Raw genomic sequence first — 19,143 nt, 5'->3', positions numbered from 1 at the left:
GTCCGCACGAGAAGCGTTCACTCGTTCCGTAGCGCCGTACGCATCCGCAGCGCAACGACGTACCCGTCGCGCTACGACGTATCCGTAGCGCTACGACGTATCCGTAGCGCAATGACGCAGAGGCTGAGCCCCGGTGGCAACGGGGCTCAGCCTCTTTCCGTGTACGGGCCTCAGAGGGGTGCGGCCGCGTGCAACTCGGCCAGGCGCGCCACCGGCCAGGCGCTCAGCGGCAGGACCAGCGGCGAGACCAGCGGCAGGAAGACAAAACCTCCACGAGGCGTCAGCCTTCCGTACCGCCGTCCGCCGTGTCCGCCGCGTCCAGGAGTGTGCGCAGGACCTGTTCGTCGTCCGGCGGCAGCGCGGTGACAAAGCTGGCCAGGACGGCTTCGCGGTCGCGTTCACCGTCGAGGAGGCGGCGCATCTTGAGCGCGGCGAGGCGCGCGACGTCGGCGGTCGGCGTCCAGGCGAAGGAACGCCCCTGCCGCTCGCGGGAGACGACGTCCTTGGCCAGCAGCCGGGTCAGGATGGTCACCACGGTGGTGTACGCGAGGTCGCCGCCGAGGTGCTCCTGCACCCAGGACGCGGTCACCGGGCCGTCCGCCTCGCGCAGCGCGCCGAGCACCTGGACCTCCAGCTCGCCCTGCCCGCGGCGCCGGGAACCGCGGTGCGGGCTGTTGGCCTCGCGCTGTGCCATGTCCGACTCCCTCCGGCATCCGCGTGTCCGGCTACGCTACCTGCCTTCCGTAAGTGCGCTGCCCACGCCGGTGGGCGATCTCGCCGAGGACGACGTCCACGGCGATGAACACCGCCAGCGGGATGCCGAGCAGCGGCACGAAGTAGCCGAGGACGGCTATCACCGCCATGCACGGTACGAGGATCTGCGGAGGGACCTGCTGCCAGGCGCCGCGCGGGATCGGCCGGCCGAAGGCGGAGGCCCGGCCGCGCTGCCACCACATGCGGTAGCCCCAGACGATCAGCAGGACCAGGGACAGGGCGAGGGCCATCAACGCGATCTGGTTGACGAGCCCGAACAGGACGCCGGTGTGGGCGTCGATGCCCCAGCGGGTCAGCTTGGCGAGCAGCGGATAGTCGGCGAACCGGAGCGTGTCGGTGACCTCGCCGGTCGCCGGGTCCACGGCCACCGAGTCCTGCTTCTCGGGCCAGCTGCGCTGGACCTGCTTCACCACGTACGTGGACGACGCGTCGGCGGGCGGGACGATCTCGACGGGATCGCCGAGCCCCTTGGCACGGGCGGCGGCGAGGATCTTGTCGAGGCCCACGCCGTGCTCGGTACCGCCGGTTCCCGCCGCGGCGTCGTGGCCCGCGTGCTCGCCGGCCGCCGCCGCCGACACCGACGGGGTGGCCTGGCCGAGCGAGGTGCGCAGTTCGTCGATGTTGGCGCCGGCGTAGGTGGACCAGGTCAGGCCGGTGGCCGAGAGGAAGAAGAAGCCGGCCGCGGCCCAGACGCCGACCGTGCCGTGCAGGCCCAGGGTGCGGCGGCGCCCGCTCGTCCCGCGCACCTTGCGCTGCGCGCGCCGACGCCCGAACCACAGCACGAGGCCGCCGCCCGCGATCACCCACAGCCAGCTCGCGGCGAGTTCGCTGTACAGGCGCCCGTTCTCACCCAGCTGGAGATCGCGGTGGAACTCGTCGATCCAGGTGCGCAGGGGCAGCGCGCCGGTCGATCCGTACTGTTCCAGCGAGCCCCGCACCTTGCCGGTGTACGGGTCGACGAAGACGGCGAGGGTGTGGCCCTCGTCGACGCCCTTGACGCCGGACAGCAGCACCCTGGTCGTCGCGTCCGCCTCCGGGGAGGGGCGCACGGCCGTGAGTGTGCCCTCGGGGTGGGCCTTGCGGGCGGCGGCGACCTGCTGGGAGATCGGCAGCTCGGTGTCGCCGACGGGGACGGTCAGCTCATGCGCGTACACGATCTTCTCGGCCTGGTAGGAAGCCGCGTAGAGGAATCCGGTCAGCGCGGCGACCAGCAGGAACGGGGCCACGAGCAGGCCGGCGTAGAAGTGCAGGCGCAGGACCAGGGGGCGCAGCGGGGCCCATCTGGCGGGCCCGGGCGTACCGGACTGCGGGGGCTCGTCCGTCGTGGTCGAGGGAGCGTCTGGGGCGGAGGGAGCGGTGGTCATCGGCGGGCTTCTCCGGGGGACGGGGAATGGGGAATGGGGACGTGGGACAACCTCGGGGCACGGGACCCGGGAGGGCCGTGGCGCTTCAGTAGTCGGGGCGGAGTGCGGGTGAGTTCCCGCGGATGTACGTGACCTGGGCCACATGGCCGCGGGGACGGGCCTCGTGCCGCTCGATCTGCCTGGCATGCTGACGCGATGGCATCCGAAAGTGACCGCACGGTCCCCGACACCCGCTCCGCCTCCCGCCCGCTCGCCGACCGTGTCGAGGAACTCCTCGCCACCGGCGGCCCGTTGCCGATCGTCGCGGCCGGCGACCCGGTGCTGCGCCGCGGCGCCGAGCCCTACGACGGGCAGCTCGGACCCGGGCTCCTCGCCCGCTTCGTCGAGGCCCTGCGCCTGACCATGCACGCGGCGCCGGGCGTCGGCCTCGCGGCGCCCCAGGTGGGGGTGGGGCTGCGGATCGCGGTCATCGAGGACCCGGCGCCGGTGCCGGAGGAGGTGGGGGCGGTGCGGGGGCGGGTGCCGCAGCCCTTCCGGGTGCTGGTCAACCCGTCGTACGAGGCCGTCGGCAGCGACCGGGCCGCGTTCTTCGAGGGCTGCCTCAGCGTGCCGGGCTGGCAGGCTGTGGTGGCCCGGCCCGCCCGGGTGCGGCTGACCGCGCTGGACGAGCACGGTCGCGCCGTGGACGAGGAGTTCACCGGCTGGCCCGCCCGCATCGTCCAGCACGAGACGGACCACCTCGACGGCATGCTCTATCTCGACCGGGCGGAGCTGCGGTCGCTGTCGTCGAACGAGGCGATGGCACTGCGGTGGAGCCAGCCGACGCCGGAACGGGCGGCGGCGGCACTGGGGTTCGCGCTGCCCGACTGAGTGCGCGCCGCCCGACCGAGAACGCCGGTCGGCTCAGAATCGCGGGCGCCCGACGCGGTGCCCGCGCTGCCGTGTCCAAAGGGCCTGCCCCATGGTGAGTTCCGGCTCGGGCAGGGTCAGGCCGCGGTCTCCGGGGCGGTGCGTCGCGAGCCGGAGTACGACCCGCGTACCGGGCCGTACTCCGGTCGTGCGCCAACGCGGCGAGGGGCCGCCCCGGACGCCGCGGCTGATGTCGCCGCGACGTCGCGGACCGGGCCGGCCCAACAGACCGACGCGTCCTGCCGGTCCAAGACACCGACGCGTCCGACGACAGGCCCTAGGCGTCCCGGTAGGCCTCCAGGAGCCGCAGCCATACCTCGCTGATCGTCGGATACGAGGGCACCGCATGCCACAGCCGGCCGATCGGCACCTCGCCGGCGACGGCGATCGTCGCCGAGTGGATCAGTTCGCCCACGCCAGGGCCGACGAAGGTCACGCCGAGGAGGGTCTCGCGGTTGACGTCGACGACCATGCGGGCCCGGCCGCGGTAGCCGTCGGCGTACAGACCGGCGCCCGCGACCGAGGAGAACTCGACGTCGACGGCGCGGACGTGGTGCCCGGCCCGCTCCGCCTCGGCGAGGGAGAGACCCACGGCCGCCGCCTCCGGGTCGGTGAAGACGACCTGGGGGACGGCCGCGTGGTCGGCGGTGGCGGCGTGGGCGCCCCAGGGATCCGATTCCAGCAGGGGCACGCCCGAGGCCCGGGCGGCGATGGCCGCGCCCGCGATCCGGGCCTGGTACTTGCCCTGGTGGGTGAGGAGCGCCCGGTGGTTCACATCGCCGACCGCGTACAGCCAGTCGCTGCCCGTCACCCGGAGGCTGTCGTCGACGGACAGCCACGAGCCGGGCTCCAGACCCACCGTGTCGAGGCCCAGATCGTCGGTGCGCGGGGCGCGGCCCGTGGCGAAGAGGATCTCGTCCGCCTCGATGCGGTCGCCCGTGTCCGTCAGCACCACCACGGTCGGGCCCTCGCGGGTCACCGCCGACACCGATGTGCCGGTGCGGACGTCGGCGCCCGCCTCCTTGAGCGCCTCCGCCACCAGTTCCCCGGCGAACGGCTCCATACGGGGCAACAGACCCTTCCCGCGGACGAGGACCGTGACCTCGGAGCCGAGTGCCCGCCAGGCGGTGGCCATCTCGACGGCGACCACACCGCCGCCGACCACGATCAGCCGGCCGGGGGCGGCCTGAGCGCTGGTGGCCTCGCGGCTCGTCCACGGTTCGACCTGGTCGAGGCCCGGCAGGTCGGGCAGCAGGGCGCGGCTGCCGGTGCACACCGCGACCGCGTGCCGGGCGGTCAGTACCCGGCGATCACCGTCGGGGCCCGTCACCGTCACCTCGCGGGGTCCGGACAGGCGCCCGTGCCCCCGGTACAGGTCGGCCCCGATGCCGTCGAGCCAGCCGACCTGGCCGTCGTCCTTCCAGTGCGAGACCTCGTAGTCCCGGTGGGCGAGGACCGCTGCCGTGTCGAGGTGGCCCTGCGCGAGGTGGCTCACGCCGGGCACGCGGCGGGCGTCGGCGCGGGCGATGACCGGGCGCAGCAGGGCCTTGCTGGGCATGCAGGCCCAGTAGGAGCACTCGCCGCCGACCAGCTCGCTCTCGACGACCGCGGTGGACAGGCCGGCCGCGCGGGTGCGGTCGGCGACGTTCTCCCCCACCGGACCGGCCCCGAGCACCACGACGTCGTACGCGATGGATTCCGTTTCCGTCATGGGGTCAGTCTGGTAGCTGGTGTGCGTGCTGGCCACACGGGTACGCGCGCGGAATACGGCGCCGGAGGGTGGCGTTGTGGACAGCGGCTTGCCCCGAGCCCCCGACACCAGGAAGAGGGAAACACGCCATGAGCAGCACCGTGGAGCTCACCAAGGAGAACTTCGACCAGACGGTCACGGACAACGAGTTCGTCCTGATCGACTTCTGGGCGTCCTGGTGCGGGCCGTGCCGTCAGTTCGCCCCGGTCTACGAGAAGGCGGCGGAGGCCAATCCGGACCTGGTGTTCGCCAAGGTCGACACCGAGGCTCAGCCCGAGCTGGCCGCGGCCTTCGACATCCAGTCGATCCCGACGCTGATGATCGTCCGCGACCAGGTCGCCGTGTTCGCCCAGCCGGGCGCCCTGCCCGAGGCAGCCCTGGAGGACGTGATCGGACAGGCCCGGAAGCTGGACATGGACGAGGTCCGCAAGGCGGTCGCGGCACAGCAGGCGCAGGCTCAGGCACAGCAGGGCGAGTAGCACCCGCTCAGGATCAGGCATCGCCCCGGTCGAGCGTGCGGCGTTCGCGGCATGCCGTGATGAGGAACGGGCCGCCTGCCCCGGGCCCGGGGCAGGCGCAACTCCGGGGAGCGGTCGGGGAGTCGGGTCCGAATCGCCCGAGGGCGTTCCCCGGGACCCGTGACCCGTGAGCCGGGCCCGGACGTTCAGCTGGATTCCCGCTGTACGACCCTCGTGCCGAGCACCTCGTGCACCTCGGGTGCGACGCCCGGATCGCGTACCGCGCGATCGACCAGCTCCGCGAGGTCGCGCCCCGACGGCAGCTCGATGTGGACCGTGCTCAGGCGTGGCCGCAGCAGCCGGCCGAGCATCAGGTCGTCGGCGCCGATCACGGCCGTCTCCCGCGGAATGGCGATGCCCTCGTCCTGGAGGGCGCGCATGAGCAGCATCGCGTACTCGTCGTTGTACGCGAAGACGGCGTCCAGGCCCAGCGGGCGCCAGCGCGCGGCGAGGCGGGCCGCGGCCTCCTCCTCGTAGGCGAGCGGCAGTTCGGTGACGGTGGCCCCGGTGCCCTGGAGGGCCCGCCGGACGCCTTCGAGCCGGGGCTTGGAGAACATCTCCAAGCCGGGCTCCTCGGGTACCACGACCCCTACCGCGCGGCGGCCGCGGGCGAGCAGGTGCCGGCCGGCGCTGTGGCCGACCCCCTCGTGGTCCAGCAGCACCGCGTGGGCGCCCTCGACGCGTTCGGCGCCGAGGGTGACGACGGCGCGGGCGCCGGAGCGCTTGAGCACGGCCAGGCCCTGGGGCCCGAGCCCGCCGCCGGGCACGAGGACGGCGACCGGCCGCAGCTCGGCCCAGGCGCGGGCCGCCTCGTCGCCGTGCGGCGACAGGTCGCCGTACTGCACCACGGTGTACTCAAGTCGGCTGAGCGCCCACTGCAGTTCGTTGAAGAACTGGTTGTAGAGCGGTCCGACCGGCACGTTCGGCGTCGGGATCAGGACCATACGGCTGTGCCCGGCGCGCAGGCTGCGGGCCGCGGCGTGCGGGACGTACCCGAGTTCCTTGGCGGCCTCGTGGACGCGGCGGCGCGTGGGCTCGCTGATCCGGACGGCGCTGGTGTTGTTGAGCACGTACGAGACGGTCGCGCGCGAGACTCCCGCCAGGCGTGCCACATCGGCGCTCGTCGGCACGGAGCGTGGTGCGGACGGCGAAGGGACGGGCTCGTTCGGTATGTGCACCATGACGTACGGCATCTTTGCAGAAGACGGCGGCGGCGCTCCGTACCGGGGCAACTTCCGCTCGGAACAAGCGCTTTCCCGACATTCATCGGCCAGATGCACCCCTGAACACCCGTTTCCGGGGCGGAAGTTCGAGATCCCGTACCGCGTCGGGCGCCGGGCGGTTACCGTTCGGTAGACGTCGTCCACCCGGAGGTGTCCCGCATGGCTGCCGAACGCGCCGACACCCCTCCCGAGCGTGCCGAGGGCCTCGCCCGGTGCGCCCGGGCCCTGGCCGACGGCGAGGTGACCTCGCGCGAGCTCGTCGAGCGGACGCTGGCCCGGATCGAGGCGACGCAGCCCTCGCTGAACGCGTTCCGGCTGGTGCGCGCCGAGGCCTCGCTCGCCGAGGCACAGGCGGCGGACCGGGAGCTGGCGGCGGGGGCGCGGCGGCCGCTGCTCGGGGTGCCGGTGGCGGTGAAGGACGACATGGACGTGGCGGGCGAACCGACCGCGTTCGGCTGTCGGGGCGAGTTCCCGCCGCGGGCCGAGGACAGTGAGGCGGTACGGCGGCTGCGGGCGGCCGGGGCGGTGATCGTCGGCAAGACCAACACCTGCGAGCTGGGCCAGTGGCCGTTCACCGAGGGGCCCGCTTTCGGCGCCACCCGCAATCCCTGGCATCCGGACCACACGCCGGGCGGTTCCTCGGGCGGCTCGGCGGCCGCGGTCGCCGCGGGCCTGGTCCCGGCCGCCCTGGGCTCGGACGGTGCGGGTTCCGTCCGCATCCCGGCCTCCTGGACGCATCTGGTCGGCATCAAACCGCAGCGCGGCCGGATCTCCACCTGGCCGCGCCCCGAGTCCTTCCAGGGCATCACGGTCAACGGAACGCTCGCCCGTACGGTCGCCGACGCGGCGCTGCTCCTGGACGCGGCGAGCGGCAACCACGCGGGCGACCTGCACCGCCCGCCCGCCACCGGCGTCCTGGAGGCCGTCGGGCGCGAGCCGGGCCGGCTGCGGATCGCCCTCTCGCTCAAGCCCCCGTTCACGGCGCTGCCCGCCCGGCTCGATCCCCGGGTACGGGCGCGGGTCCTCGAGCTGGCGGAGCGGCTGGCGGCGCTCGGGCACGTGGTCGAGGAGGCGGAGCCGCGCTACGGCCGGATCGGACTGACGTTCGTCCCGCGGGCCACGGCCGGCCTGGCGGAGTGGGTGCGCGACGCGCCGTTTCCGGACCTCCTCGACCGGCGCACCCGCGACGCCGCCCGCCTCGGCCGACTGCTCGGCGGAGCACCCCTGCGCCTGGCACGGGCGGCGGAGGCCAGGCTGCACCGGCGGGTCGGGGCGCTCTTCGACGTGTACGACGTACTCCTCGCGCCGACGACCGCCGCTCCCCCGCCGCACATCGGCTCGATGGTGAACCTGAACGGTTTCGGGACCGACCGCGCCATGATCGCCGCCTGCCCCTACGCCTGGCCGTGGAACGTGCTGGGCTGGCCGGGCGTCAACGTCCCCGCCGGTTTCGTGGACGGCGGCCCCTCCCCGGCCGAGGGCGGCCGAGACGGCGGACTCCTGCCCGTGGGCGCCCAGTTGCTGGGCCCGGCGCACAGCGAACCCCTGCTCGTCTCGCTCGCCGCCCAGCTGGAGGCGGACCGGCGATGGCACGAACAGTGGCCTCCGGCCTCGACGGACGCCGACTCGGCGGCGACCCGGAGGAGTTCGGGCCGTACGCTGTGACCATGGACGATGCGTCGATGGTCGGGTTGATGGGGCGGGTCACCGGCACGATCGGCCCCGGGCTCGTCGGCGAGGTGATCGTCCGGGTGCGCGGCGGCGCGGAACACTTCCTGGCGTATCCGGCGTCCGCGCAGGACCGGATCGAGCCGGGCACGGTGGTGATGGTGATCGAGTACCTGCCGCCGCGGACCGTCTACGTGGCTGCGGCGTACGACAGTTGAGCCGCCCGTCCCCCAGGTGAGAGCCGTACGCGTCAAGATTGCGACAAGGACGCGTCAGCGTCTGTATTTCGGCCTTGCACAGGAGCACACTCCCGTTCGTTCGGTGCCGTCAGGGCACCATCCAAAGGGGGCGTATGCCGATGATTGTCGGCGTCGTGGCGGGGGCAGCAGTCCTCGCACTGATCTTCATCGTTGTGGTCTTCAAGCTCATGTGGCGCGTCGCGGAGCCCAACGAAGCACTGATCATCTCCGGTTCGAAGCATCGGACCGAAGGCCTTGAAGAAGGCATGGGTTTCCGCATCGTGACGGGGCGCGGCACGCTGGTGCTGCCGGGCGTGCAAGCGGTCCGCAAGATGTCGCTCGATCTCAACGAGACCGAGCTGTCCGTGGACTGCGTCACCACGCAGGGCATTCCGCTGAAGGTGCGGGGCGTGGTCATCTTCAAGGTGGGCGACGACTTCGTGTCGATCGCCAACGCGGGCCGCCGCTTCCTCGACCAGCAGAAGCTGATGGCGGAGCGGGTGCACAACGTGTTCGCCGGTCATCTGCGGTCCATCGTGGGCGGGTTGACGGTCGAGGACATGATCCGCGACCGCGAGAAGCTCACCGGGCAGACGCGTGCCGCGTGCGGTACGGAGATGGAGAAGCTGGGTCTGATCGTCGACTCGCTCCAGATCCACGAGATCGAGGACCCGACCGGGTACATCAAGAACCTGGCCATGCCGCACGCGGCCGCCGTGCAGCGGGACGCGCGGATCGCGCAGGCGGAGGCGAACCGTCTCGCCACCGAGGCCGAGCAGTTGGCCGCGTCCCGGATGTCGGAGGCGACCCGGGACAGCGAGATCCTGCAAGCCGGGTACCAGGCCGAGCGTGACAAGGCGGCCGCCAAGGCCAAGCAGGCCGGTCCGCTCGCCGACGCCGCCGCGCGCCAGGACGTCGTCGTCCAGGAGACGCGGGTCGCCGAACTCGAGGCGCACCGCCGTGAGCAACAGCTCCAGGCGGACGTCCGCAAGCCGGCCGACGCGAAGGCGTACGAGACCCGGGCCCGCGCCGAGGCCGACCGCGACGCGCGCATCTCCGCGGCGCAGGCCAAGGCCAAGGAGACGGAGCTGGCGGCCGCGGCCGAGGCGACCCGGGTGAAGACGGCGGCGAGCGCCGAGGCCGAGGCGACGAAGGCGCGCGGTGCCGCCTCCGCGACGGCGACCCGGGCCACCGGTGAGGCCGAGGCGGCCGCGGCGCAGGCGAAGGGGCTCGCGGTGGCCGAGGCGACCCGGGCGAAGGGTCTCGCGGAGGCGGAGGCCATCAAGGCGCGGGCGGCCGCACTCGCCGAGAACCAGGAGGCGGTGGTCGCGCAGCAACTCGCCGAGAACTGGCCGGAGATAGTCCAGGCGGGCGCGAGCGCCTTCAACAACGTCGAGCACATGGTGCTGCTCAACGGCGCCGACGGCATGGGCGACATGTTCGCCAAGGCGCTCACCATGGGCGGCACGGGGCTGGGTCTGGCCCGCCAGCTGCTGGCGTCGATGAACCAGAACGGGACGGCGGGCGGCGGCGCCGCCGGGCTCAACGGGTTCGTGCCCGCGCGTACGGAGAAGGTGCCGGTGGAGAAGGACGAGGGGTGAAACGGTAAGGCTTCGGGCGTACGGGAGTTGTCCCCCGTACGCCCGAAGTGCCGTACCCGTTCGGCGAGCCGTGCCGAGCAGGCTCTACCGTGACCCGCGTGACTGCCTTTACCGATGAAGACATTCCCGGCCGCCACGGCCCTTCCGCGACCACCGAGGCCGAACCCCGCACGGTGGGCCGGGTGCGGACCGAGTACTCCCCCGCGCACGACGGTGACCCCGACCCCGGCGAGATCGTCTGGACCTGGGTGCCCTTCGAGGAGAACGACGGGCGCGGCAAGGACCGCCCGGTGCTCGTCGTCGCCCGGGAGGCGGCCGGCACGCTGCTGGCGGTGCAGCTCTCCAGCAAGCGGCACGACGGCGACCGGGAGTGGGTGCCGATCGGCAGCGGGCCCTGGGACAGGTCGGGACGCGACTCCTGGGTGGCCGTGGACCGCGTGCTGCGGCTGCACGAGAGCGGCATGCGGCGGGAGGCCTGCGCCCTGGACCGGATGCGGTTCAACCTGGTGGTGCACCGGCTGCGGGAGCGCTACGGCTGGCGCTGAGCGCCCCGCACCTCGCCATCGAACGCACGCTCGAAGGCGCCTCTGGTCGCCGTCCCCGGCGTCCGGTCGAGGACGCCGAACACGACGTGCTCGAAGTGCCCGGCGAACCGGCCCCCGGGACCCAGCAGCCCGTGGAACGCCCCCGCCACCTGCGCGGGGTCGTTCCGGAACACTCCGCAGCCCCAGGCGCCCAGCACCAGCCGCCGGTAGCCGTGCGTCACCGCCGTCTCCAGCACCCGCTCGGCGCGTGCCGCGAGGGCCCGCGGCAGCTCGGGGGCCCGCTCCGGCGCGCTGCGCAGCACGACCCCGGCATTCGGCGCCGCGGCGGTGAGGAAGCCGACCGGATACGGCTTGTCGAGCAGGCGCCCGCGGTCGTCTCGGAAGACCGGCACGGCGGGCGAATGGATGACCCGGTCCGTGTAGAACGGATCCCGGTGCGCCCGGTGGTGCTCGTAGAACGCGCGGGCCCCCAGCACGCACGTGTACAGCGCGGAGGCCCGGCACAGGGCCTCCTCCTGGGCCTGTGCGCCGTTCAGATAGCCGCCGCCCGGATTGCGGGCCGAGGCGAAGTTCAGTACGGCGACCGGATCGCCCGCCCGCTCCGTCAGTCGCCGGGCCGCCTCCAGGCTGCTCTCACCGGTCACCTCGAAGAGCGTGGCGACCGGGCCGACCTGCGATATCTCCACAGGGTCCGGCCCATACACCCGGGTCGCGGCCCGTGCGGCCTCGACCGCCGCGGCGATCGACACCGCACGCCCGTCGGACGCGTGGTACCGGCCCGCCGCGACGATCTCCTCCGTCTCCCGCGCGATCGCGCGCAGGCGCGCGCTCACAGCACCACCCCCGTGGACGCTGTGAGGCCCCCGCCTGCGATTTCCCCTGCCGCGATCTCCCCCGTCGTGCTCATGAACGAATGGTGAGCGATGCTGGACATACGCCGCAACAGAGTTTCCCTGTCCCCGACACAACGGTTCTCGGTTTATGAAACGGTCCGAAAAACAACGATGTGCACCCTTGTGCGAAGCGGCGCGAGGGTTTTGGGTGGGACGAGTCATTGCCGGTCCGGCTCAACCGAAGCCGGGTCCGGCGACATGGTGGAATCTCAGGAGGATCCCGACATGTCCGATTCGGTGAGTGACTGTACGGAGCCCCGCTCCGCCGTCACCGAGGCCGATGTGGAGGCTCTGGTCCGCGGTATCTGCTTCAAGACCGGACCGCCCCGCACGCTCGGTGTCGAACTGGAATGGATAGTCCACGAGCTGCGGCGGCCGCAGCTCCCGGTAGCACCCGAACGACTCGATGCGGCCTACGCCGCATTGCGGACCGTGCCCCTGCGTTCGGCGCTCACCGTCGAACCCGGCGGCCAGCTGGAGCTCAGCTCCGCTCCCGCCGCCTCGCTGATGGAGTGCATCGGATCCGTCTCCGCCGACCTCGACGCGGTACGCGCGCTGCTGCGCGAGGCGGGTCTCGGCCTCCGTGGATACGGCCACGACCCCTGGAGCCCCCCGACCCGCTATCTCCATGAGCCGCGCTACGACGCCATGGAGTCCTACCTGGACCGCGCCGGACCCGAGGGCCGCGCCATGATGTGCTCCTCCGCGTCCGTCCAGGTGTGCCTGGACGCCGGGCACGAGGAGCCGGGGCCGCTCGGGCACGGGCGGCGCTGGTGGCTGGCGCACCAGCTGGGCGCGGTCCTCGTGGCCGCGTTCGCGCACTCCCCCATGGCCCATGGGCGGGCCACGGGCTGGCGCTCGACCCGGCAGTACCTGTGGGCCGCCATGGACCCGGGGCGTTCGAGTGCCCCGCCCCTCGACGGCGACCCACGAAGGACCTGGGCCCGGCACGTGCTGGACGCGCCGGTGATGTGCATACGGGCCGACAGCGGCCCCTGGCAGGTACCGGAGGCAATGAGTTTCCGGGAGTGGACCCGGTCCGGCACCCCGCCGGACCGCGGCGACCTCGACTATCACGTCTCGACCCTGTTCCCGCCGGTGCGCCCGCGCGGCCATCTCGAACTGCGCATGATCGACGCCCAGCCGGGTGACGACGGCTGGATCGTGCCGCTGGCGGTGACGGCGGCCCTCTTCGACGACCCCGAGGCCGCCGAGATCGCCTACCGGACGGTCAAACCCCTCGCGGAGCACGGCCGTTCACTGCCCGCTCCGTGCAATCCGCTGTGGATCGAGGCCGCACGCCAGGGTCTGGCCGACCCCGAGTTGCACGAGGCCGCCGTCATCTGCTTCGCGGCCGCGGCCGAGGCGCTGCCCCGGCTCGGCGCCACCGCCGAGGTGCAGAACGCCGTGGCGGAGTTCACCGACCGCTATGTGGCCCGGGGTCGCTGCCCCGCCGACGATCTGCTGCTCCAGCTCCACGGGAAGGACCTCCGCACATGACCGACCCCGGGTCCCCGACCGACCCCGACACGCTCCGGGCCCGCGCGCTCGACGCGCTCACCACCGCCCGCGAGCGCACCGCGCTCCTCACCACGTGCGTGGACGAGCCCGACCTCACCGCGCAGCACTCGCCGCTGATGTCCCCGCTGGTGTGGGACCTGGCGCACATCGGCAACCAGGAGGAGCTGTGGCTGCTGCGCGCGGTCGCCGGGCGTGACGCGATGCGGCCCGAGATCGACGGGCTGTACGACGCGTTCGAGCACCCGCGCGCCGAACGGCCCTCGCTGCCGCTGCTGCCGCCCGACGAGGCCCGGCGCTATGCGTCGGAGGTGCGCGGCCGGGCGCTCGACGTCCTGGAGAGCACGGCGTTCCGTGGCACCCCGCTGACGGAGGCGGGCTTCGCCTTCGGCATGATCGCGCAGCACGAACAGCAGCACGACGAGACGATGCTGATCACCCATCAGCTGCGCAAGGGCCCCGCGGCACTGACGGCACCGGACCCCGCGCCCGCGCCGCCGTTCACCGGTCCGGCCGAAGTCCTCGTTCCCGGCGGCCCGTTCACGATGGGCACCTCGGCCGAACCATGGGCGCTGGACAACGAACGGCCCGCACACGAGCGCCTGGTGCCGTCCTTCTACCTGGACACCACACCGGTGACGAACGCCGCGTACCAGGCGTTCATCGAGGACGGCGGCTACGGTGACGAGCGCTGGTGGACCGCCGAAGGCTGGGACCACATCCGCTCCCACTCCATCGAGGCGCCGCTGTACTGGCGCCGCGAGCAGGGGCAGTGGCTGCGGCGGCGTTTCGGCGTCACCGAGCCCGTGCCGCCGAACGAGCCGGTGCTGCACGTGTGCTGGTACGAGGCGGACGCGTACGCGCGCTGGGCGGGGCGCCGGCTGCCCACCGAGGCCGAGTGGGAAAAGGCGGCCCGTCACGACCCGGTCACCGGCCGCTCCACCCGCTACCCGTGGGGCGACGCCGACCCGACGCCCGAGCACGCCAACCTCGGGCAGCGGCATCTGCGTCCGGCTCCGGCGGGAAGCTATCCGGCGGGCGCCTCTCCGCTCGGCGTACGGCAGTTGATCGGCGACGTGTGGGAGTGGACGTCGAGCGACCTGGAGCCGTATCCGGGGTTCACGGCGTTCCCGTACAAGGAGTACTCGGAGGTGTTCTTCGGGCCTGAGCACAAGGTGCTGCGCGGCGGTTCGTTCGCCGTGGACCCGGTGGCCTGCCGGGGTACGTTCCGCAACTGGGACTATCCGATCCGGCGGCAGATATTCTCCGGGTTCCGCACCGCTCGCTCGGGAGCTTCCTGATGTGCCGTCACCTGGCCTACCTGGGGCCGGCGGAGCCGCTCGGCAGGCTGCTCGTGGAACCCGCGCACAGCCTCTTCCGGCAGTCGTGGGCGCCCCGGCGGCAGCGGTACGGGACCGTCAACGCCGATGGTTTCGGGGTGGGCTGGTACGCCGAGGAGGACCCGGTGCCGGCGCGGTACCGCCGGGCCGTGCCCATCTGGGGCGACCAGTCCTTCGCCGACCTGGCCCGTGTCGTACGGACCACCGCGCTGCTCGCCGCCGTACGGGACGCGACCGTGGCGGGGGCGGACGGGGAGGCCGCGGCGGCGCCGTTCGCCGCCGGCCCCTGGCTGTTCAGCCACAACGGGGCCGTCGCCGGCTGGCCCGACTCGCTGGCCCCCCTGGCCTGCTCGCTCCCGCCCACCGAGCTGCTGTCGCTGGAGGCGCGCTGCGACTCGGCGCTCGTCTGGGCCCTGGTCCTGAACCGGCTGCGCGGCGGCGACGAGGAGGGGCAGGCGCTGGCCGACACCGTGCTGGAGGTCGCCGCGGCGGCCCCCGGCTCCCGGCTCAACCTGCTGCTCACGAGCGGCGAGACGATCGCGGCGACCGCCTGGGGCGACACGCTCTGGTACCTCGCCGAGCCCGGCCGCCGCACCGTTGTGGCCTCCGAACCGTACGACGACGATCCGCACTGGCAGGAGGTGCCGGACCGCACGCTGCTCGCCGCGAGCCGCACCGACGTCCTGCTCACCCCGCTCAAGGACCCGCGGGAACAGGGGGGCCCGCCGGAACACGGTGAACCGCACACCCACATGGCATCCGCACCACCGAAGGAGCCCCGTACGTGAGCCCGTTCCTTCTCACCCGCACCCTGCCCGAGGACACCACGGACGCGGCCCTGCGCGCCGACGTCCTGCACGGCCTCGCCGTCCCCCGGGGCGCCGGCCCCGCTCGACCTGGGGAGACCGCCAAGCCCAAGACGCTTCCGCCGAAGTGGTTCTACGACGCGCACGGCAGTGAGCTCTTCGAGAAGATCACCGAACTGCCGGAGTACTACCCGACGCGCGCGGAGCGGGAGATCCTGATCGCCCGGGCCGCGGAGATCGCGGCCGCGACCGGCGCGCGCACCCTGGTCGAGCTGGGTTCCGGCTCCTCCGAGAAGACCCGGCACCTGCTGGACGAGCTGACCGGGCTGCACACCTACGTCCCGGTCGACGTCAGCGAGAGCGCGCTGACCCAGGCGGGACAGGCGCTGATCGCCGAGCGCCCGAATCTGAACGTGCACGCGCTGATCGCGGACTTCACCGGCGGTCTCGCGCTGCCCGGCACGCCGGGTCCGCGGCTCGTCGCGTTCCTCGGCGGCACGATCGGCAATCTGCTGCCCGCCGAACGGACGGCGTTCCTCGCCTCCGTACGGACCCTGCTGTCGCCCGGGGACGCGTTCCTGCTCGGCACCGACCTGGTGAAGGACGAGTCGGTCCTGGTCGCCGCGTACGACGACGCGGCGGGGGTGACGGCGGAGTTCAACAAGAACGTGCTGACGGTCGTCAACCGTGAGCTGGGCGCCGACTTCGACCCCGACGCCTTCGACCACGTGGCCGTCTGGGACGCCGAGAAGGAGTGGATCGAGATGCGGCTGCGGTCGCGGACGGCGCAGACCGTGAAGATTCCGGCGCTGGATCTGGCGGTGGACTTCGCGGACGGCGAGGAGCTGCGGACGGAGGTCTCCGCGAAGTTCCGCAAGGACGGCGTACGGGCCGAACTGGCGGCGGCCGGCCTGGACCTGACGCACTGGTGGACGGACGAGGAGGGGCGTTTCGCACTGTCGCTGAGCGTGGTGCGGTGAGGATCGTTCCCCTGTCACCCTGACCGGCGTCATCCTGACCGGCGTCACCCTGACCAGCGTCATCATGACCGGCTTGCGGCCGACGGCGAAGCGTACGGCGGCCGCAAGCCGGTCAGGGCTCGGCCAGGTCTCGTTCACATGCCGTGCGGCGGGCTCGCGAACGGGTCGGCGGACTCGTCCTGCCGGACCACGCACAGGGCCCAGATGATGAACGCCGAGAAAGCGATCATCACGACCGACCAGACCGGGTAGTACGGCAGGGAGAGGAAGTTGGCGATGATGATCAGTGCGGCGATGGCCACCCCGGCGACGCGCGCCCACAGCGCCATCTGGAAGAGTCCGAAACTGACGATCACGGCGACGACGCCCAGAATGAGATGGATCCAGCCCCAACCAGTGAGGTTGAACGCGAACACGTAGTTCCGTGTCCTGAAGAAGACGTCGTCCTCGGCGAGCGCCATGATGCCCCGGCACACATCGAGTATGCCGGCGATCATGAGCATGACTGCCGCGAAAATCGTCAGGCCTTCGGCCCAGGGCCGGTCGACCGTCTGCCCGTGCGCTGTGTGTGTCGCGGTCATCCTGCTGCCTCGTTTCCGTCTCGTGCGGTGCGCTCAGCGACCGGAAGTGGAGGGGCCGGCGTTGGCGCCGGTGCCAGTACCCGCGCCTGCGCCTGCGCCTGCCGACGGGCCGTAGTCGCTCAGGACCAGTTCCTTCGCCTTGCGGAACTCCTCGTCCGTGATGTCACCGCGGGCGCGGATCTCGGACAGCTTGGCGAGTTCATCGACGCTGCTGGACCGGCCGCCGCCCTTGGCGGTCTCCCGGACGTAGCTTTCGAAGGACTCCTGCTGCGCGCGCGCCTGCGCCACCTCACGGCGGCCCATGCCCTTGCCGCGGGCGATCACGTAGATGAAGACGCCGAGGAAGGGCAGGACGATGACCAGCACCAGCCAGCCGGCCTTGGCCCAGCCGCCCATGTCGTCGTCACGGAAGATGTCGACGATGATCCGGAAGAGCAGGATGAACCACATGATCCACAGGAAGAACACCAGCATGGACCAGAAGACGCTCAGCAGCGGATAGTCGTACGCGAGATACATCTGCCCACTCATTTCTTCTCCTCCGTCCCGGGCGCTCGCCCGGCAGCCGTTCTCTGCCGCCTTCAGCGTGCCCACGGCAAGGTCCGTGCGGATCACCCGAGACGGGTGAACGGACGGTCCCCGCGGCTCCCGGTCGCCGGGGTCTCAGACCGTCCCGCCGGGTCCGTGCGGCCCCGCGCCTCGGGACCTGCGGAGTGCCGCTCGCCAGGCCAGGGCGAGGGCCACCTCGGCCAGGCCGAGCAGGACCATCCACAGACCCAGCAGCCGGGTCAGCGCCCGGGCCGACTCGGTCGGCAGGGCCAGCACCACGATCCCCGCGACGATGGCGATCACCGCGACGCCGAGGACGAAACCGCGGTGGGGCAGGTCCTTGGCGGCGATGGCCGTGTAGAGGGTCAGGATGCCGGACACCAGCCAGACGATCCCGACGATCAGCGAGAGCCCGGCAATGGTCTGCAACGGGTTCCTCAGACACAGCACCCCGGCCAGCACGAACGCCACCGCGAGGAGCACCCCGGGCAGCCGGTCGCCGTGCTCGTCCCGGGAGAAGGCCGCAACGAACCGGAACCCCCCGATCACGAGCAGGTACAGGCCGATGAGGACCGCCAGGATGTGCAGGGTCTCGTCCGGCCAGACCAGGACCAGGACGCCCGGCACGAGCGTGGCGACCGCGGAACCCAGGATCCACGTCCATGAGCGCCCGAGTGCCGCCAGCACTTCCGCGGGATCGCCGTCCGACGGCCCGGGGGCCGCCCGGTCGGACATCTGTTCCGGTCCGGTATGCGGTGTCGGACCACGCGGCACGGTCATGGCTCCTCCTCGCGCGCTCGAGCGGATCGTCCCGGACCGCCGACGGGGCGGTGTGCGGGGATCTCACCGGGCCAGCGTCCCGCCCGAGTCCGGCCACCGGGTCACCCCCGGCGGGTGATCCGTGCGCACCGCCGGGGCGATGGGGCGGGCACCGCAGGACACCCGGTCACCGCGGTCGTCCTGTGTCTTCCTGGGGCACGTCACGCGGTCGTCCTGTGTCTTCCTGGGGCACGTCACTCCGGCAGCTGGCGCATCTCCAGAACCCGTAGTCCCAGCGACTGACAGCGGGCCAGCAGCCCGTACAGGTGCGCCTCGTCGACGACGGAGCCGAACAGGACTGTCTGACCGGACATCACCACGTGGTCCAGCTCCGGGAAGGCTCTGGTCAGCGTCTCCGACATGTGTCCTTCGACGCGGATCTCGTAGCGCATTGGCTGCTCTCTCCCGGGTGGCCGGGGACAGGCGGGCTGCGCCCTTCCCTGCGATCGTCCGCCTCGGCGAACCGTCCCTGCCTCACCCCGTGGAGGTGATACGTCGCCGGTGACGCGTCGCCCGGCTCGGGCGCCATCGGTGTCAATGCGTCAGGGAGATCTTCAACGCGATGATCAGCAGACCGAGCACCAGATTCACCGAGGCACTGACAGCCACCAGGCCCCACGAGGCGCCGGCCCGTCGAGCCGCGGCCGCCGACCAGCCGACCTGGCCCGCCACGGCGACCGAGAGCGCCAGCCAGAGAGCACCCTGTACGCCGAGGCCCAGCAGGGGGCTGACGGCCACGGCGGCGGCCGGCGGGACAGCGGCCTTGACGATCGGCCACTCGTCGCGGCACACATGCAGCACGATCCGGCGGTCCAGGCCCTGCTGTGCCATCCGCGCCCCGAACAACTGGGCGTGCACATGCGCGATCCAGAACGCCACACCCGTGAGCAACAGCAGCAGCACCAGCTCCACGTACGGGAACGAGCCCAGGGTCCCGGCGCCGACGACCACCGAGGCGGCGAGCATGGATCCGTAGACGCCACCGGTGTAGTCGGCATGGGCCCGACGCTCGGCGCGCGCTCGGTCCGTGACGTGCCCGGTCTCGGCCATCGCGGCCTCCCTCGAA

General features: G+C 72.4%; 20 protein-coding genes. 10 read left to right on the top strand and 10 right to left on the bottom strand.

Annotated features, from left to right (window positions below; genetic code table 11):
- Positions 1 to 280: 280 nt before the first annotated feature.
- Positions 281 to 694 (bottom strand): BlaI/MecI/CopY family transcriptional regulator, encoded by a 414-nt coding sequence (locus tag GTY58_RS38150; RefSeq protein WP_010988746.1) that lies wholly within the window; start codon positions 692 to 694, stop codon positions 281 to 283.
- Positions 695 to 725: 31 nt separating this feature from the next.
- Positions 726 to 2,138 carry a PepSY-associated TM helix domain-containing protein gene (locus tag GTY58_RS38145; RefSeq protein WP_010988745.1) on the bottom strand — a complete coding sequence of 471 codons (1,413 nt, stop codon included), beginning with the start codon at positions 2,136 to 2,138 and terminating at the stop codon, positions 726 to 728.
- Between the two features lie 195 nt (positions 2,139 to 2,333).
- On the opposite strand from GTY58_RS38145, the gene GTY58_RS38140 reads away from it, so the two are divergent.
- Positions 2,334 to 3,008, top strand: a complete 675-nt coding sequence (locus GTY58_RS38140) for a peptide deformylase (protein WP_010988744.1) — start codon at positions 2,334 to 2,336, stop codon at positions 3,006 to 3,008.
- A gap of 316 nt (positions 3,009 to 3,324) precedes the next feature.
- Here GTY58_RS38140 and GTY58_RS38135 read toward each other — a convergent pair whose 3' ends face one another.
- Positions 3,325 to 4,758 carry an NAD(P)/FAD-dependent oxidoreductase gene (locus tag GTY58_RS38135; RefSeq protein WP_010988743.1) on the bottom strand — a complete coding sequence of 478 codons (1,434 nt, stop codon included), beginning with the start codon at positions 4,756 to 4,758 and terminating at the stop codon, positions 3,325 to 3,327.
- Positions 4,759 to 4,886: 128 nt separating this feature from the next.
- Here GTY58_RS38135 and trxA point away from each other — a divergent pair, with 128 nt between their 5' ends.
- Positions 4,887 to 5,276: a thioredoxin gene (gene trxA, locus GTY58_RS38130; RefSeq protein ID WP_010988742.1), complete on the top strand. Its 390-nt coding sequence runs from the start codon at positions 4,887 to 4,889 to the stop codon at positions 5,274 to 5,276.
- A gap of 185 nt (positions 5,277 to 5,461) precedes the next feature.
- Here the strand turns inward: trxA and GTY58_RS38125 are convergent, their stop codons facing one another.
- Entirely contained in the window at positions 5,462 to 6,508 is a 1,047-nt protein-coding gene (locus tag GTY58_RS38125; RefSeq protein ID WP_171033146.1) for a LacI family DNA-binding transcriptional regulator, read from the bottom strand.
- Positions 6,509 to 6,697: 189 nt separating this feature from the next.
- Between GTY58_RS38125 and GTY58_RS38120 the strand changes: the two genes are divergently transcribed.
- From GTY58_RS38120 to GTY58_RS38105, 4 genes are all read left to right on the top strand, one after another.
- A complete protein-coding gene (locus GTY58_RS38120) occupies positions 6,698 to 8,203 on the top strand; it encodes an amidase (protein ID WP_037647118.1) in 1,506 nt (501 codons plus the stop codon).
- Entirely contained in the window at positions 8,200 to 8,424 is a 225-nt protein-coding gene (locus GTY58_RS38115; protein ID WP_037647214.1) for a hypothetical protein, read from the top strand. The genes GTY58_RS38120 and GTY58_RS38115 overlap by 4 nt, the downstream gene beginning before the upstream one ends.
- Positions 8,425 to 8,558: 134 nt before the next feature.
- The gene (locus tag GTY58_RS38110) at positions 8,559 to 10,046 is read left to right on the top strand and encodes a flotillin family protein (protein WP_037647117.1); all 1,488 of its coding nucleotides are present in this window, start codon (positions 8,559 to 8,561) and stop codon (positions 10,044 to 10,046) included.
- A gap of 98 nt (positions 10,047 to 10,144) precedes the next feature.
- Entirely contained in the window at positions 10,145 to 10,591 is a 447-nt protein-coding gene (locus GTY58_RS38105) for a type II toxin-antitoxin system PemK/MazF family toxin (protein ID WP_037647212.1), read from the top strand.
- On the opposite strand, the gene GTY58_RS38100 is transcribed toward GTY58_RS38105, so the two are convergent.
- Positions 10,576 to 11,424 (bottom strand): TIGR02452 family protein, encoded by an 849-nt coding sequence (locus tag GTY58_RS38100; protein WP_037647116.1) that lies wholly within the window; start codon positions 11,422 to 11,424, stop codon positions 10,576 to 10,578. The two genes, GTY58_RS38105 and GTY58_RS38100, sit on opposite strands and share 16 nt — an antisense overlap.
- A gap of 285 nt (positions 11,425 to 11,709) precedes the next feature.
- On the opposite strand from GTY58_RS38100, the gene egtA reads away from it, so the two are divergent.
- From egtA to egtD, 4 genes are read left to right on the top strand one after another with little or no spacing between them, the layout of a single operon-like run.
- Positions 11,710 to 12,984, top strand: coding sequence for an ergothioneine biosynthesis glutamate--cysteine ligase EgtA (gene egtA / locus GTY58_RS38095; protein WP_010988736.1), 1,275 nt, complete (start codon positions 11,710 to 11,712; stop codon positions 12,982 to 12,984).
- Complete coding sequence (gene egtB / locus GTY58_RS38090) at positions 12,981 to 14,303, top strand: ergothioneine biosynthesis protein EgtB (RefSeq protein WP_010988735.1); 1,323 nt, start codon at positions 12,981 to 12,983, stop codon at positions 14,301 to 14,303. Before egtA ends, egtB begins: the two co-directional genes overlap by 4 nt.
- Positions 14,303 to 15,130 (top strand): ergothioneine biosynthesis protein EgtC, encoded by an 828-nt coding sequence (egtC, locus tag GTY58_RS38085; RefSeq protein ID WP_010988734.1) that lies wholly within the window; start codon positions 14,303 to 14,305, stop codon positions 15,128 to 15,130. The genes egtB and egtC overlap by 1 nt, the downstream gene beginning before the upstream one ends.
- A complete protein-coding gene (gene egtD, locus GTY58_RS38080) occupies positions 15,127 to 16,128 on the top strand; it encodes an L-histidine N(alpha)-methyltransferase (protein ID WP_010988733.1) in 1,002 nt (333 codons plus the stop codon). The genes egtC and egtD overlap by 4 nt, the downstream gene beginning before the upstream one ends.
- A gap of 134 nt (positions 16,129 to 16,262) precedes the next feature.
- On the opposite strand, the gene GTY58_RS38075 is transcribed toward egtD, so the two are convergent.
- The 5 genes from GTY58_RS38075 to GTY58_RS38055 all read right to left on the bottom strand — a co-directional run bounded on the left by GTY58_RS38075 (position 16,263) and on the right by GTY58_RS38055 (position 19,127).
- Entirely contained in the window at positions 16,263 to 16,709 is a 447-nt protein-coding gene (locus GTY58_RS38075) for a hypothetical protein (RefSeq protein WP_010988732.1), read from the bottom strand.
- Between the two features lie 33 nt (positions 16,710 to 16,742).
- Entirely contained in the window at positions 16,743 to 17,240 is a 498-nt protein-coding gene (locus tag GTY58_RS38070) for an SHOCT domain-containing protein (protein ID WP_010988731.1), read from the bottom strand.
- Between the two features lie 132 nt (positions 17,241 to 17,372).
- The gene (locus GTY58_RS38065; protein ID WP_010988730.1) at positions 17,373 to 18,038 is read right to left on the bottom strand and encodes an HdeD family acid-resistance protein; all 666 of its coding nucleotides are present in this window, start codon (positions 18,036 to 18,038) and stop codon (positions 17,373 to 17,375) included.
- Positions 18,039 to 18,271: 233 nt separating this feature from the next.
- Entirely contained in the window at positions 18,272 to 18,469 is a 198-nt protein-coding gene (locus GTY58_RS38060) for a hypothetical protein (RefSeq protein ID WP_010988729.1), read from the bottom strand.
- A gap of 142 nt (positions 18,470 to 18,611) precedes the next feature.
- Positions 18,612 to 19,127 carry a hypothetical protein gene (locus GTY58_RS38055; RefSeq protein ID WP_037647115.1) on the bottom strand — a complete coding sequence of 172 codons (516 nt, stop codon included), beginning with the start codon at positions 19,125 to 19,127 and terminating at the stop codon, positions 18,612 to 18,614.
- Positions 19,128 to 19,143 lie beyond the last annotated feature (16 nt).

This window comes from Streptomyces sp. SID5469 (assembly GCF_009862865.1).
Taxonomy (GTDB): domain Bacteria; phylum Actinomycetota; class Actinomycetes; order Streptomycetales; family Streptomycetaceae; genus Streptomyces; species Streptomyces avermitilis.
This window is presented reverse-complemented; position numbering and strand designations above follow the sequence as displayed.

Coding starts and splice junctions, on each gene's coding strand:
- GTY58_RS38150 (WP_010988746.1), bottom strand. CDS start 694: ATGGCACAGCGCGAGGCCAACAGCCCGCACCGCGGTTCCCGGCGCCGC.
- GTY58_RS38145 (WP_010988745.1), bottom strand. CDS start 2,138: ATGACCACCGCTCCCTCCGCCCCAGACGCTCCCTCGACCACGACGGAC.
- GTY58_RS38140 (WP_010988744.1), top strand. CDS start 2,334: ATGGCATCCGAAAGTGACCGCACGGTCCCCGACACCCGCTCCGCCTCC.
- GTY58_RS38135 (WP_010988743.1), bottom strand. CDS start 4,758: ATGACGGAAACGGAATCCATCGCGTACGACGTCGTGGTGCTCGGGGCC.
- trxA (WP_010988742.1), top strand. CDS start 4,887: ATGAGCAGCACCGTGGAGCTCACCAAGGAGAACTTCGACCAGACGGTC.
- GTY58_RS38125 (WP_171033146.1), bottom strand. CDS start 6,508: ATGCCGTACGTCATGGTGCACATACCGAACGAGCCCGTCCCTTCGCCG.
- GTY58_RS38120 (WP_037647118.1), top strand. CDS start 6,698: ATGGCTGCCGAACGCGCCGACACCCCTCCCGAGCGTGCCGAGGGCCTC.
- GTY58_RS38110 (WP_037647117.1), top strand. CDS start 8,559: ATGCCGATGATTGTCGGCGTCGTGGCGGGGGCAGCAGTCCTCGCACTG.
- egtA (WP_010988736.1), top strand. CDS start 11,710: ATGTCCGATTCGGTGAGTGACTGTACGGAGCCCCGCTCCGCCGTCACC.
- egtB (WP_010988735.1), top strand. CDS start 12,981: ATGACCGACCCCGGGTCCCCGACCGACCCCGACACGCTCCGGGCCCGC.
- egtC (WP_010988734.1), top strand. CDS start 14,303: ATGTGCCGTCACCTGGCCTACCTGGGGCCGGCGGAGCCGCTCGGCAGG.
- GTY58_RS38075 (WP_010988732.1), bottom strand. CDS start 16,709: ATGACCGCGACACACACAGCGCACGGGCAGACGGTCGACCGGCCCTGG.
- GTY58_RS38070 (WP_010988731.1), bottom strand. CDS start 17,240: ATGAGTGGGCAGATGTATCTCGCGTACGACTATCCGCTGCTGAGCGTC.
- GTY58_RS38065 (WP_010988730.1), bottom strand. CDS start 18,038: ATGACCGTGCCGCGTGGTCCGACACCGCATACCGGACCGGAACAGATG.
- GTY58_RS38060 (WP_010988729.1), bottom strand. CDS start 18,469: ATGCGCTACGAGATCCGCGTCGAAGGACACATGTCGGAGACGCTGACC.
- GTY58_RS38055 (WP_037647115.1), bottom strand. CDS start 19,127: ATGGCCGAGACCGGGCACGTCACGGACCGAGCGCGCGCCGAGCGTCGG.